The organism is Pseudogulbenkiania sp. FW507-F1, from assembly GCF_058781125.1.
The window spans coordinates 1-12,729 of the sequence record NZ_JBYSWM010000024.1 but is presented as its reverse complement, the minus strand read 5'-3'; the positions used below and the strand labels follow the sequence as shown (position 1 = coordinate 12,729).

Below are 12,729 nucleotides of genomic sequence, written 5' to 3'. Positions count from 1 at the left end.
AAGCCCGACGTTCCTCTCCGGAGCGTCGGGCTTGTGCCGTGTTGGGGGGGCGAAGCGCGCCGTCAGCGCGGCGCCGGCTTGAGGCGGCGGTACAGGGTGTTGCGGCTGACCCCGAGGCGGCGCGCCGCAGCGCTGACGTTGCCGTTGCAATCGGCCAGCACGCGGCGCATCAGCTGCAGCTCGACCTCGGCCAGGCGCTCGCCGTGGGGGGCGCTGGCACGGGGCGGCGCGGCGGACGGCGCCTCGGCCTCTTCGACCCCGGCCGCCGGCACGGCCTCCAGCAACTCCTCGGGCAGGTGGCTCGGCAGCAGGGTCTCGCCCGGTTCCAGCAGCGCGCACAGGGTGCGCAGCACGCCGTGCAGCTGGCGCAGGTTGCCGGGCCAGGGGTAGCGGGCGAACGCCTGCCACACCGCCGGCGCCACCGCCACCGGCCGCCCCCCGCACTCGTCCGCCAGCAGCTGCGCCACCAGCGGCACCAGGTCGCTGCGCTCGCGCAGCGGCGGCAGCGCCAGACGCACGCCGTTGATGCGGTAGTAGAGGTCGGCGCGGAAGCGGCCCGCCGCCACCGCCTCGGGCAGGGCGCGGTGGGTGGCGCACAGCAGCGAGAAGTCGACCGGCAGGACACGACTGGAGCCGAGCGGCGTCACCTCGCGTTCCTGCAGCACGCGCAGCAGGCGCGCCTGCAGGGCGAGCGGCATGTCGCCGATCTCGTCGAGAAACAGCGTGCCGCCGTTGGCCTGCAGCAGCTTGCCGACGTGGCCGCGCCGGCGCGCGCCGCTGAAGGCGCCCTCCTCGTAGCCGAACAGCTCCGATTCGATCAGCCCTTCCGGGATCGCGGCGCAGTTGACTGCCACGAAGGGCCGGTCGAAGCGCGACCCGCTGCGGTGGAAGGCGCGCGCGAACAGCTCCTTGCCGGTGCCGGTCTCGCCTTCGATCAGCAGCGGAATGTCCTTGCCGACCAGGCGCAGCGCGCGGCGCGCCACCGCCGCGAGCCCGGGGTCGCCGGCGAGGAAGTCGTCCAGCGTGCGCGGCCGGCCGCCGCCGAAGGCCGAGCGTCCGGTCTCCGCCGCGGGCGGCGCCGCGACCGGCGCGTGATGTTGCAGATAAGCCATGCAGTCTCTCCCTGTCGCCGGGCTCGCCGTCTTCCGCGAAAGACGCCCGGTCTCTCCTGCTTTGTACAAGGGAGCGCGCCGCCTCACCATTCATCTTTGGTCGGGGATGGGCGGCGCCGCGCTACAATGGCGCATGTCCGATTTTCCCTACCTCGCCGGCTACCCGCCGGCGCTGCTCGAGCGCGTGCGCGCGCTGGTCGCCGACCGGCGCCTGGGCACCTGGCTGGCCGAGCGCTACCCGGAGCGCCACACGGTGCAGACCGACCGCGCGCTGTACCAGTACCTGGCCGAGCTGCGCCAGCGCTACCTGAAGAACGCCACGCCGCTGGCCAAGGTGCTGTACGACAACCGCCAGCACCCGGTGCACGGCACCCTCGGCACCAATACCTTCGTGGCGCGGGTGCAGGGCGGCAAATTGAAGAGCAAGAACGAGATCCGCATCGCCACGCTGTTCCGCGAGGCGCCGCCGCAGTTCCTGAAGATGATCGCGGTGCACGAGCTGGCGCACCTGAAGGAGAAGGAGCACAACAAGGCGTTCTACCAGTTGTGCTGCCACATGGAGCCGGACTACCACCAACTGGAATTCGACCTGCGGCTGTGGCTCACCGCCCGTGAGCTGAACCTGATGCAACCGGGCTGAGCGCCCGGCGCGATGGCGAAAAGGTTGGCCGAAGACCCGGGCCTTCGGCCAACCCTGGTCAGAACCGGCTCACGATTCTTTGACGAGCGGCCCGGGGCCGGTCGTACTCGGCCGCTGCCGCCCTAAGCGCATGAACTGGTTCTGACGACTCAGTAGTTGGTGGTGTTCGCCGCCGGCGCACTGGCCGCCGGCTGGGCGTTGACCGTCATCTTCAGGCGCCGGCCCGGATCGCTGGGCAGCGTCACGGTGTTGCGCTGGCCGTGGTATTCGTAGGTCACCTCGTAACCGGTCAGTTCCTCGCGCTGCGACGGGTGGCACACGGTGCGCGACGCCGTGGTCGGACGCGCGCCCTGGGTGTTGCGCGCGATCTGCTGCCCGGCCATGGCGCCGCCGATGGCGCCGACGATGGTGGCCGCGGTCTTGCCCTTGCCGCCGCCAACCTGGTGGCCCAGCACCCCGCCGACCAGGCCGCCCAAGAGCGCCCCGCCGTTCTCCGCCGTCACCATGCCTTCCAGGCCGCCGCTCGGGGCCGGCGCCGCGACGGGTTCGTTGACCTGCTCGCAGTTATCGTCCTTGACGGTCTGGTAACGCGGCTCGCTCTTCAGCACCGTGGCGTAGTCGGTAAAGGTCATCGCTTGGGCGCTGCCGGCGGCGACGAGCAGCGTGGCGATCAGCATTCTTTTCATTATCGGGATTCTCCAGAGTCGGCAATCCGCCTTCAGATGGCGGCGGTGACGGCCAGTATAGGGAGACGATATGTATGCCTTGTAAATAGTTGTTAACGGATGTTAAGCCCGCCGCTTGCCCAGCTCGGCCACCAGCACGCTGGCCACGATCAGCGCCGCGCCGCACAGCGCCGGCACGGTGAGCGGCTCGCCGGCGAGCCAGCCCACCAGCCCGCCCCACACCGGTTCCATGGCGTAGATCAGCGTGGCGCGCGTGGCCGGCACCGTCTGCTGCGCCCAGTTCATCGCCACCTGGATCAGCGTGGTGGCCAGCCCCAGCCCAAGCACGCAGCCGATCAGCCCCGGCGTCGGCTGCGGCGCGGCCTCGCCGGTCGCCAGCATCAACAACGTCGCCAGCAGCGCCACCGTCAGCAGCTGCACCACGGCCATGCGGCGCGGCTCGCAGCCTCCGGCGTAGCGGCCGAGCAGGCAGATTTCCAGCGCGATCATCGCCGCTCCGGCCAGGGTCAGCGCCTCGCCGAGGCCGAACGACCACTCCAGGCCGCGCGGGTCGGACAGCAGCACCAGCCCGCCGAACGCCACCGCGATGCCGAGCCAGGCCGCCAGCGGCGGCGGACGGCGGAACAGCAGCAGCATGATGAGCGGCACCAGCGGCACGTAAAGCGCAGTGAGGAAGGCCGACTTGCTGCTGGCGATCAGGCCGAGCCCCATGGTCTGCAAGCCGTAGCTGCCGCACAGCACCGCCCCCATCAGCACCCCGGCGCGCAGCTCGGCGCGGGTCAGGCCGCGCAGCTGGCGCCACGACAGCAGCAAGGCCAGCGCCCCGGCCACGCCGAAGCGCAGCGCGACGAAGCCGAACGGCCCGGCCCATTGCAGCGCGGTCTGCACCGCGAGGAAGGTGCCGCCCCAGACCACCGTGATCAGCAGCAAGACCAAGTCCGGCAGGCGCGAGGGACGCGCCCCGGAAGGCAAGGGCAAGGTGGCGCTGGATGAGGTCATGACGGAACTCCACGGGAAGGAAAGCGAGGGTCGATTGCGGCGAAACGGCTCAGTGCACTATACTGCACATATCGCTCAATGTGCAATATAGTGCTCAGACTATGCCCGACACTCCCCCGCAAGTGCTGCTCGATGTTTCGGCCAACCTGCGCCAGGCGCGCCAAGCGCTGGGCTGGAGCCAGGACAAGCTGGCCACCGCCGCCGGCGTCAGCCGCCGCATGCTGGTCAACATCGAGGCCGGCGACAGCAACGTCAGCCTGGCCACGCTCGACCGCCTCGCCGCCGCGCTCGGCCTGTCGTTCGCCGAACTGGTGCGCCCGCCCGCGGCCAACCCGCGCCAGCCGGCGGCCCCGGTGACGGTGTGGCAGGGCCGGCACCCCGACAGCCACGCCAGCCTGCTGCAAAGCCTGGGCAGTGCCGGCCGCACCGTCGAGCTGTGGCTCTGGCAGCTCGCCGCCGGCGAACGCTACGACGCCGAAGCCGACCCCGCCGGCAGCCACGAGATGCTGTACGTCATCGCCGGCGAGCTGGAGCTGGAACGCGCCGGCACGCGCCAGCGCCTCGGCCCCGGCGACTCGCTGACCTTCGCCTCCGACGAGCGCTACGCCTACCTCAACCCCGGCGCCGTGCCGGTGCGCTTCACCAAGAACGTGCTGCTGGCGCGCTGAGGCGCGGGCATGCAAAAAGCCGCGTCCCGAGGGAGCGCGGCTTGGCGTGCAAACGGCAAGACGGCGGATTCCGTCACTGACCCGGAGCGGCCCGGCTGTGCCGGGTCCGGCAGCGTCGGAACAGGGCACCTTGTCAGCCGCCGGAAAGCCGCGTCCCGCAGGAACGCGGCTGGCCGCCAACAGGTCCCGGCTCAGTAGCCGAGCGTGGCGCCGTCCGGGTTGCGCGGGTCGGAATAGCCGTACAGGCCGTCGTCGCGCAGCTGGATGGTCTGGGTGCGGCCCATGGTCGGCTGCACCGACACCTTGTAGCCCTGCTTCTGCAGGATCGCCATGGTGTCCGGGCTCAGGCCCTTCTCGACGCGCAGCACGTCCGGCAGCCACTGGTGGTGCACGCGCGGCGTCGACGCCGCCTCGGCCGGGTTCATGCCGAAGTCGATGGCGTTGACGATGGTCTGCAGCGTGGTGGTGATGATGCGCGCGCCGCCCGGGCTGCCGGTCACCAGCCACGGCTTGCCGTTCTTCAGCACCAGCGTCGGCGACATCGACGACAGCGGACGCTTGCCCGGCTGGATGGCGTTGGCGTCGCCGCCGATCAGGCCGTAGGCGTTGGGCACGCCCGGCTTGGCGGAGAAGTCGTCCATCTCGTCGTTGAGCAGGATGCCGGTGCCACGGGCGACGATACCGCTGCCGAAGTTCAGGTTCAGCGTGTAGGTCACCGCCACCGCGTTGCCCTTGGCGTCGACGATCGAGTAATGCGTGGTCTGGTCGCTTTCATACGGCTGCGGCTTGCCCGGCTTGATGGCGGAGGCCGGCAGCACCTTGACCGGGTCGATCTTCTGCGCCAGCTCGTCGGCGTACTTCTTCGAGGTCAGCCCCTTCACCGGCACCTTGACGAAGCCCGGGTCGCCCAGGTATTCGGCGCGGTCGGCGTAGGCCAGTTTCATGGCCTCCGCCATATGGTGGATGGTCTGCGCGCTGTTCACGCCGTACTGCGCCAGCGGGTAGCGCTCCAGCATGTTGAGGATCTGGATGATGTGGGTGCCGCCCGAGCTCGGCGGCGGCATCGACACCACCTGGTAGCCGCGGTACTCGCCGCGCACCGGCGCGCGCTCTTCCACCTTGTAGTTCTTGAGGTCGTCCTTGCCGATCAGGCCGCCGTGCTGCGCCATCTCGGCCACGATCTTGTCGCCGATCTCGCCGTTATAAAAGACCTTGCTGCCGTGCTTGGCGATCAGCCTGAGCGACTTGGCCAGGTCCTTCTGCACCAGCTTGTCGCCCAGCTGCAGCGGGCGGCCGTTCTTGAAGAAGATGGCGCGCGTGCTGTCCCACTTGCCGAGGTTGTCCTTCTCCACTTCCAGCATCTTGGCCATGGTCGGGCTCACCACGATGCCGCCTTCGGCCAACTTGATCGACGGCGCGATCAGGTCCGCCAGCTTCATCGTGCCCCAGCGCTTGAGCGCGTGCTCCATGCCGGCCACCGTGCCCGGCACGCCGACGGCGAGGTGGGTGTAGGTCGAGCGGCCCTCGGCGACGTTGCCCTTCTCGTCCAGGTACATGTCGCGGCTGGCCTTGGCCGGGGCGATCTCGCGGAAGTCGAGCGCCACGTCCTGGCCGCTCTTGGTGTCGTGCAGCACCATGAAGCCGCCGCCGCCGAGGTTGCCGGCGTTGGGCAGCACCACCGCCAGCGCGAAGCCCACCGCCACCGCGGCGTCGACGGCGTTGCCGCCGCGCTTCAACACGTCCAGGCCGATGCGGCTGGCCAGCTCCTGCTCGGCGGCGACCATGCCGTGCCTGGCGTAGACGGGGTGGAAGATGTCCTGATCGTAGTCGTACTTGACCACCGGGGCGGCAACCGGGGCTTCGGCTTGCGAGGCGACCGGGGCAAAGGCCAGCGCCAGGCCCAGGGCCATGGCGCCGAGCGCGAAGGGACGACGGATACGGGAAGACAGCATGAATGACTCTCCTTTGTTGACGGCATCGGCCAGGGCGTCGGTGCGCCCTGGTCAGGGGTGGCGGGCGCGTCGTACCGCTGCTAGCGACGGCGCGGACGTGCCCGGTGAAGCGGCAGGCTCTGCGGCCTGCTGGTATTTCAACCCCGCCGACGCTGCATGATTCATGCCCGCCATGACATCACCATCGGCGGTGCTAACTTCTTCATTCTATGACGTCAGATTTTGAATGAAACCGGCACGCGTTCGGATAACCGTCATTTGGCGACGCATGGCGCACGGAAAACCGAACGCGTCGTCCCGCTGCACGGTGAATAAGCTACCTCGCCAGGCCCGGCTCTCTATACAATAGCCACCTTGTTGATTGGTAAAGGCTTCTGCCGCGCGCCGAAGCCAAGGATCTGGATTACCCAATGTTGCGATTGTCTGAAATCAAACTGCCGCTCGACCACCCGGAAGCGGCGCTGCGCCAAGCCATCGTGGCTTACCTGGGCGTGCCCGAGGCCGAGGTGGGCAGCTTCACCGTGTTCAAGCGCAGCTACGACGCGCGCAAATCGACGATGCAGCTGATTTACATCGTCGACGTCGAGGTCGCCAACGAGGCCGCCTTGCTGAAGAAATTCGCCAAAGACATCCACGTCGTGCCGACCCCGGACATGAGCTACCACTTCGTCGGCCAGGCGCCCAGCACCCTGGCCAGCCGGCCGGTGGTGGTGGGCTTCGGCCCGTGCGGCCTGTTTGCCGGGCTGATCCTGGCGCAGATGGGCTTCCGGCCGATCGTCCTGGAACGCGGCAAGAAAGTGCGCGAGCGCACCAAGGACACCTGGGGGCTGTGGCGCAAGAACGTGCTCAACCCGGAATCCAACGTGCAGTTCGGCGAAGGCGGCGCCGGCACCTTCTCCGACGGCAAGCTGTACAGCCAGATCAAGGACCCGCGCTACCTCGGCCGCAAGGTGCTGGAAGAGTTCGTCAAGGCCGGCGCGCCCGAGGAAATCATCTACGTCAACAAGCCGCACATCGGCACCTTCCGCCTGGTCAGCATGGTGGAAAAAATGCGCGCCAACATCGAGGCGCTGGGCGGCGAGATCCGTTTCGAGCACAAGGTGACCGACGTGCTGATCGAAGACGGCCCCACCGGCAAGCAGATGCGCGGCCTGGTGCTGGCCAACGGCGAACAGATCCTGTCCGACCACGTGGTCATCGCGCTCGGCCATAGCGCGCGCGACACCTTCGAGATGCTGCACGCGCGCGAGGTGTTCATGGAGGCCAAGCCGTTCTCGGTGGGCTTCCGCATCGAGCACCCGCAAACGCTGATCGACAAGGCGCGCCTCGGCAAGTACGCCGGCCACCCCCTTCTGGGTGCGGCCGACTACAAGCTGGTGCACCACGCCAGCAACGGCCGTTCGGTGTACAGCTTCTGCATGTGCCCGGGCGGCCAGGTGGTGGCCGCCACGTCGGAACCCAACCGCGTCGTCACCAACGGCATGAGCCAGTACTCGCGCGCCGAGCGCAACGCCAACGCCGGCATCGTGGTCGGCATCACCCCGGCCGACTTCCCCGGCAGCGGCCCGCTGGCCGGCATCGTGCTGCAGCGCGAGCTGGAATCGCGCGCCTTCGTGCTGGGCGGCGGCACCTACGAGGCGCCGGGCCAGCTGGTGGGCGACTTCCTCGCCGGCCGGCCGTCCAGCCGTCTCGGCTCGGTCACGCCGTCCTACCAGCCGGGCGTCAAGCTGGGCGACTTGTCCAGCGCGCTGCCCGACTACGCCATCGCCGCCATGCGCGAGGCGATCCCGGCCTTCGACAAGAAGATCCGCGGCTTCGCCATGAACGACGCGGTGCTGACCGGCGTGGAAACCCGCACCTCGTCGCCGCTGCGCATCACCCGCGGCGAGGACTGCCAGAGCCTGAACGTGCGCGGCCTGTTCCCCGCCGGCGAAGGCGCCGGCTACGCCGGCGGCATCCTGTCGGCCGGGGTCGACGGCATCAAGGTGGCCGAGGCGGTGGCGCGCAGCATCCTGAAACTGGCCTGAGCCCGCCGCCACCAGGCGCCGTGAGCCGCAACAAAAAACCCCGTCAGCATGACGGGGTTTTGTTTTGACCGGCGGCTTACTTCTTGGCCGGTTCGCGGCCTCGGCCCGGCGGAATGATCGAGCCCGGCTCCACCACCTTCTGCTTGGCCTGCTTCGGCTTCTTGACTTCCTTGTTGCTGCGCACTTGACCCTTAGCCATCGGATATCTCCTGGCGGTGCCGGCATCGTGCCATGCCCCGGCACCACGGTAAGGCGGTTGCAGGTATCTCCCTGCAGCGGCGCCGACGGCGGCGCCGCATAAACAGATGATAGGCTGTTCGCGCGCGGCGGGTGGCATTATCTTGCGCGGCCGCCCTGTGCCGGCCAGCGCCCGCCGTGCCACGGCCGGCTTTGCGGTATCATCGGCCATTATCGGGCGGCCGCGCCGCCCCATCGCACCATCACGAGACCGCCATGAACCAGACCGTCCCCGAAACCCTCAAACCCTGCAACAAGTGCGGTTCGCGCGCCGAGCTGATCAAGAGCGGCTCGCGTCGCTACTGGGTGCAATGCACGCGCTACGCCGGCAACGGCAACTGCAACGCCATCGGCGCCCAGGCCGACAACAAGAAGGAAGCGATACATAACTGGAACAGCACGCGCTGATACCCTAGTTCATGATCCTGCTGCGCGTCCCTGATTGGGGCCCATGCGCACTGCGTGCGAATCTATCACTGAGCAAATCGAAGATTTGCACGTAGTGATTCGCTCAGCGCTCAGAAATCCTCATGTACTCCAGTACATTCCGGTTTCTGTGCGGCTCTTCGCCCCGCTGAGGGCCGCTCGCGACAGACCCTGAACAGGTTCTGAGTTGTTCCTGACTACACAGGACTTAGGACACTCCCCCATGTTCGCCTGGTTCGAAAAACGGCTGCACCCCTACCCCGACACGCCACCGGCCCAGCCCCCCCAGGGCTTCTTCCCCTTCGTCTGGTCCTGCACCCGCGGCCTGCGGCCCTTGATCGCGGCGATGACCTCGCTCACCGCGCTGATCGGCGCCTTCGAGGCGCTGCTGTTCTCGATGCTGGGGTCGGTGGTGGACTGGCTGAGCAAGGTGCCGCCGGCGCAGCTGTGGCAGACGCAGCAGCACAACCTGCTGCTGTTGGCCGGCATCCTGCTGGCGAGCCCGCTGCTGATCGCGCTGCAGTCGCTGTGCAAGTACCAGGGCCTGGCCGGCAATTTCCCGATGCTGCTGCGCTGGAACTTCCACCGCCACCTGCTCGGCCAGAGCATGAGCTTCTACCAGGACGAATTCGCCGGCCGGGTCTCGGCCAAGGTGATGCAGACCGCGCTGGCGGTGCGCGAAACGGTGGTCATCGTCACCGACATCCTGGTGTTCGTGGTGATCTACTTCGTCACCATGGTGGCGGTGGTGGGCCGTTTCGACCTGGTGCTGATGCTGCCCTTCCTCGGCTGGCTGGCGCTCTACGTCGCCACGTTGGCCTTCTTCGTGCCGCGCCTGGGGCGTGCCGCCAGCGCCCAGGCCGACGCGCGCAGCCTGATGACCGGGCGCATCACCGACGCCTACACCAACATCGCCACCGTCAAGCTGTTCTCGTACGGCCAGCGCGAGGCCGGCTTCGCCAGGAGCGCGATGCAGGAGTTCATGCTTACCGCCTACCGCCAGATGCGGCTGGTGAGCGGTTTCGAAGTCACCAACCACGCCCTCAGCATGGTGCTCATCGCCAGCACCGCCGGCGCCACGCTGTGGCTGTGGAGCCAGGGCCAGGTCGGGGTCGGCGCGGTGGCCGCCGCCACCGCGATGGCGCTGCGCCTCAACGGCATCTCGCACTGGATCATGTGGGAGATGTCGAGCCTGTTCGAACACATCGGCACGGTGCAGGACGGCATCGCCACGCTGTCGCGCAGCATCGCCGTCACCGACCGCCCGGACGCCAAGCCGCTCGCGGTGACGCGCGGCGAGGTCCGCTTCGAGGCGGTCGATTTCGGCTACGGCGGCGAGCGCAAGGTGATCGACCAGCTCACGCTGACGGTGCGGCCGGGCGAGAAGATCGGCCTGGTGGGGCGCAGCGGCGCCGGCAAGTCGACCATCGTCAACCTGCTGTTGCGCTTCTACGACGTGGAGGGCGGGCGCATCCTGATCGACGGCCAGGACATCGCCCACGTCACGCAGGACAGCCTGCGCGCCCAGGTCGGCATGGTGACGCAGGACACCTCGCTGCTGCACCGCTCGGTGCGCGACAACCTGCTGTACGGCCGCCCCGACGCCAGCGACGAGCAGATGGTCGCCGCCGCGCGCCGCGCCGAGGCGCACGAGTTCATCCAGACCCTGACCGACCCCAAGGGCCGCCACGGCTACGAGGCCCACGTCGGCGAGCGCGGCGTCAAGCTCTCCGGCGGCCAGCGCCAGCGCATCGCCATCGCCCGCGTGATGCTGAAGGACGCGCCGATCCTGCTCTTGGACGAAGCCACCAGCGCGCTCGATTCGGAAGTGGAAGCGGCGATCCAGGGCAGCCTGTACCGCCTGATGCAAGGAAAGACCGTGGTGGCGATCGCGCACCGCCTCTCCACCATCGCCGCGATGGACCGGCTGGTCGTGCTCGACCGCGGCCAGATCGTCGAGGAAGGCACGCACGCCGCGCTGTTGGCGCAGGGTGGGCTGTACGCGCGGCTGTGGGCGCACCAGAGCGGCGGCTTCCTCGGCGAGGAGGCCGAGGACGACGAGACCGTGGCGGCCGGCTAGCCGAGCCCGGCACCACCGTGCCAGCCTGAGGCCAAGGTTGGTCGAAGCCGGGCCGACACCGGGTTTTTCCGCCAGGCGCGCCGGCTCGGCCGCCGGGCCTCACAGCGGGCACCGGCCATACCGACACACGTGCTGCATGGCAACAAACCAACAGAACCACCCCCTGAATGCCGCTGTAACGGCGTCCCCTTCTGCAACGACCGATTAACGAACATATTTTCGATAATCGGAATTGTCGTCCCCTAGCCCTGTTGCTACATTTTGAGCGCCCCCCGTCCTCACACCCGCAGGACGACGCGCCGCCCTCCACCCGGGGGCAGAGCAAGACCCGACGGTCGCGCCGCGACATCACCGCCCCGCACGCCGTCCCTGACCAGACCCTCGGCCGCGCGCACCGCGGCACCGGGACGCCAGGCCAGCGCACCGCTTCACGCCCAATAAAAACAACACCTTGTAACAACGCGATAAAACAGCGACGACGGGATTCAGACGCCGTCGCCATAAACGAATGGAGAACAACAGGATGTCGACTACCCCCACCCCCCTGACGGCGGCCGCCCCCTCCGGCAGCGTCGGCGACAAGATCCGCAGCGCCTTCGCCATCGGCAAGATGCGCTGGGGCATGCTGGCGCTGGTCTTCTTCGCCACCACCATCAACTACATCGACCGCGCCGCGCTGGGCGTGATGCAGCCGGTGCTGGCCAAGGCCATGGCCTGGACCGCGCAGGACTACGCCAACATCAACTTCTGGTTCCAGGTCGGCTACGCCGCCGGCTTCGCCGCGCAGGGCCGCTTCATCGACAAGGTCGGCGTCAAACGCGCCTTCGCCATCGCCGTGGTGCTGTGGAGCATCGCCGCCGCCGCGCACGGCTTCGCCGCCAGCGCCGCCGGCTTCATGGTGTGCCGCTTCTTCCTCGGGCTGGCCGAAGCCGCCAACTACCCGTCCTGCGTCAAGACCACGCGGCTGTGGTTCCCGGCCGGCGAGCGCGCCATGGCCACCGGCATCTTCAACGCCGGCACCAACGTCGGCGCCATGCTGACCCCGCTGATGCTGCCGTTCATCCTGCAGGTCTGGGGCTGGCAGGCGGCGTTCTTCACCATCGGCGCACTGGGCTTCGTGTGGCTCGTGTTCTGGCTGCGCAACTACTACAACCCGGAAGAGCACCCGCGCGTCAGCCAGCAGGAACTGGCCTACGTGCAGCAGGGCGTCGAGCCGGCGCCGGCCAAGGTGCCCTACTCGCGCATCCTGAAGATGCGCGGCACCTGGGCCTTCACCGTGGCCTACGCCATCACCTCGCCGGTGTTCTGGTTCTACCTGTACTGGCTGCCGCCGTTCCTCAACCAGCAGTACCACCTCGGCATCAGCGTGACCCAGATGGGCCTGCCCTTGATGGTGATCTACCTGATGGCGGACTTCGGCAGCGTGTTCGGCGGCGCCGTGTCCTCCTACCTGATCTCGCGCGGCATGGCGCCGGTACGCTCGCGCCTGGTGTCGATGCTGGCCTTCGCGCTGTGCATCTCGTCGATCGTGTTCGCCGCCGGCGCCAGCAGCCTGTGGATGGCGGTGCTGTTCATCTCGCTGGCGGTGGGCGCGCACCAGGCCTGGACCGCCAATATCTGGAGCGTGGTGATGGACACCTCGCCCAAGCACGTGGTGAGTTCGGTGTTCGGCTTCGGCGGCATGATCAGCGCCATCGGCGGCATGTTCATGACCCAGTTGGTGGGCTATGTGCTGACCGTCACCCACAACAACTACGCCGTGCTGTTCACCATGATCCCGGTGGTCTACTTCATCGCGCTGGCCTGGCTCTACTTCATGGCGCCGCGGCAGGTGGAAGACGCCGCCGCATAAGCGCGGCCTTCCCCGGTGGCGGCAGGGCGGTCGCGTCGACCCGCCTGCCG

General features: G+C 68.4%; 11 protein-coding genes. 6 read left to right on the top strand and 5 right to left on the bottom strand.

Annotated features, from left to right (window positions below; genetic code table 11):
- Positions 1–62: 62 nt before the first annotated feature.
- Positions 63–1,112: a sigma-54-dependent Fis family transcriptional regulator gene (locus tag AC3WG5_RS14780; protein ID WP_008954600.1), complete on the bottom strand. Its 1,050-nt coding sequence runs from the start codon at positions 1,110–1,112 to the stop codon at positions 63–65.
- Between AC3WG5_RS14780 and AC3WG5_RS14775 the strand changes: the two genes are divergently transcribed.
- Positions 1,111–1,752 carry a M48 metallopeptidase family protein gene (locus tag AC3WG5_RS14775; RefSeq protein WP_492569260.1) on the top strand — a complete coding sequence of 214 codons (642 nt, stop codon included), beginning with the start codon at positions 1,111–1,113 and terminating at the stop codon, positions 1,750–1,752. The genes AC3WG5_RS14780 and AC3WG5_RS14775 overlap by 2 nt on opposite strands.
- Before the next feature lie 149 nt (positions 1,753–1,901).
- Here AC3WG5_RS14775 and AC3WG5_RS14770 read toward each other — a convergent pair whose 3' ends face one another.
- Both AC3WG5_RS14770 and AC3WG5_RS14765 read right to left on the bottom strand, forming a co-directional pair.
- Complete coding sequence (locus tag AC3WG5_RS14770) at positions 1,902–2,438, bottom strand: glycine zipper 2TM domain-containing protein (RefSeq protein ID WP_008954598.1); 537 nt, start codon at positions 2,436–2,438, stop codon at positions 1,902–1,904.
- A gap of 102 nt (positions 2,439–2,540) precedes the next feature.
- Positions 2,541–3,437 carry a DMT family transporter gene (locus tag AC3WG5_RS14765; RefSeq protein WP_008954597.1) on the bottom strand — a complete coding sequence of 299 codons (897 nt, stop codon included), beginning with the start codon at positions 3,435–3,437 and terminating at the stop codon, positions 2,541–2,543.
- A 101-nt stretch (positions 3,438–3,538) separates the two neighbouring features.
- Between AC3WG5_RS14765 and AC3WG5_RS14760 the strand changes: the two genes are divergently transcribed.
- Positions 3,539–4,105 carry a helix-turn-helix domain-containing protein gene (locus tag AC3WG5_RS14760; RefSeq protein WP_492569258.1) on the top strand — a complete coding sequence of 189 codons (567 nt, stop codon included), beginning with the start codon at positions 3,539–3,541 and terminating at the stop codon, positions 4,103–4,105.
- Between the two features lie 191 nt (positions 4,106–4,296).
- Here AC3WG5_RS14760 and ggt read toward each other — a convergent pair whose 3' ends face one another.
- Positions 4,297–6,057 (bottom strand): gamma-glutamyltransferase, encoded by a 1,761-nt coding sequence (gene ggt / locus AC3WG5_RS14755; protein WP_492569257.1) that lies wholly within the window; start codon positions 6,055–6,057, stop codon positions 4,297–4,299.
- Between the two features lie 410 nt (positions 6,058–6,467).
- Here ggt and AC3WG5_RS14750 point away from each other — a divergent pair, with 410 nt between their 5' ends.
- Entirely contained in the window at positions 6,468–8,084 is a 1,617-nt protein-coding gene (locus AC3WG5_RS14750; protein ID WP_492569256.1) for an NAD(P)/FAD-dependent oxidoreductase, read from the top strand.
- A gap of 76 nt (positions 8,085–8,160) precedes the next feature.
- Here AC3WG5_RS14750 and AC3WG5_RS14745 read toward each other — a convergent pair whose 3' ends face one another.
- The gene (locus AC3WG5_RS14745; protein WP_008954593.1) at positions 8,161–8,283 is read right to left on the bottom strand and encodes a hypothetical protein; all 123 of its coding nucleotides are present in this window, start codon (positions 8,281–8,283) and stop codon (positions 8,161–8,163) included.
- Between the two features lie 254 nt (positions 8,284–8,537).
- Here AC3WG5_RS14745 and AC3WG5_RS14740 point away from each other — a divergent pair, with 254 nt between their 5' ends.
- The 3 genes from AC3WG5_RS14740 (at position 8,538) to AC3WG5_RS14730 (ending at position 12,679) form a co-directional block, all read left to right on the top strand.
- Entirely contained in the window at positions 8,538–8,729 is a 192-nt protein-coding gene (locus AC3WG5_RS14740; RefSeq protein ID WP_008954592.1) for a Lar family restriction alleviation protein, read from the top strand.
- Between the two features lie 241 nt (positions 8,730–8,970).
- Complete coding sequence (locus AC3WG5_RS14735) at positions 8,971–10,827, top strand: ABC transporter ATP-binding protein (protein WP_492569255.1); 1,857 nt, start codon at positions 8,971–8,973, stop codon at positions 10,825–10,827.
- A 523-nt stretch (positions 10,828–11,350) separates the two neighbouring features.
- Positions 11,351–12,679: an MFS transporter gene (locus AC3WG5_RS14730; protein ID WP_008954590.1), complete on the top strand. Its 1,329-nt coding sequence runs from the start codon at positions 11,351–11,353 to the stop codon at positions 12,677–12,679.
- The last annotated feature ends 50 nt before the right edge of the window (positions 12,680–12,729 follow it).

What these genes read in the sequence shown, in the direction of transcription:
- AC3WG5_RS14775 (WP_492569260.1), top strand. Translation starts at nt 1,111, where the DNA reads ATGCAGTCTCTCCCTGTCGCCGGGCTCGCCGTCTTCCGCGAAAGACGC.
- AC3WG5_RS14780 (WP_008954600.1), bottom strand. Translation starts at nt 1,112, where the DNA reads ATGGCTTATCTGCAACATCACGCGCCGGTCGCGGCGCCGCCCGCGGCG.
- AC3WG5_RS14770 (WP_008954598.1), bottom strand. Translation starts at nt 2,438, where the DNA reads ATGAAAAGAATGCTGATCGCCACGCTGCTCGTCGCCGCCGGCAGCGCC.
- AC3WG5_RS14765 (WP_008954597.1), bottom strand. Translation starts at nt 3,437, where the DNA reads ATGACCTCATCCAGCGCCACCTTGCCCTTGCCTTCCGGGGCGCGTCCC.
- AC3WG5_RS14760 (WP_492569258.1), top strand. Translation starts at nt 3,539, where the DNA reads ATGCCCGACACTCCCCCGCAAGTGCTGCTCGATGTTTCGGCCAACCTG.
- ggt (WP_492569257.1), bottom strand. Translation starts at nt 6,057, where the DNA reads ATGCTGTCTTCCCGTATCCGTCGTCCCTTCGCGCTCGGCGCCATGGCC.
- AC3WG5_RS14750 (WP_492569256.1), top strand. Translation starts at nt 6,468, where the DNA reads ATGTTGCGATTGTCTGAAATCAAACTGCCGCTCGACCACCCGGAAGCG.
- AC3WG5_RS14745 (WP_008954593.1), bottom strand. Translation starts at nt 8,283, where the DNA reads ATGGCTAAGGGTCAAGTGCGCAGCAACAAGGAAGTCAAGAAGCCGAAG.
- AC3WG5_RS14740 (WP_008954592.1), top strand. Translation starts at nt 8,538, where the DNA reads ATGAACCAGACCGTCCCCGAAACCCTCAAACCCTGCAACAAGTGCGGT.
- AC3WG5_RS14735 (WP_492569255.1), top strand. Translation starts at nt 8,971, where the DNA reads ATGTTCGCCTGGTTCGAAAAACGGCTGCACCCCTACCCCGACACGCCA.
- AC3WG5_RS14730 (WP_008954590.1), top strand. Translation starts at nt 11,351, where the DNA reads ATGTCGACTACCCCCACCCCCCTGACGGCGGCCGCCCCCTCCGGCAGC.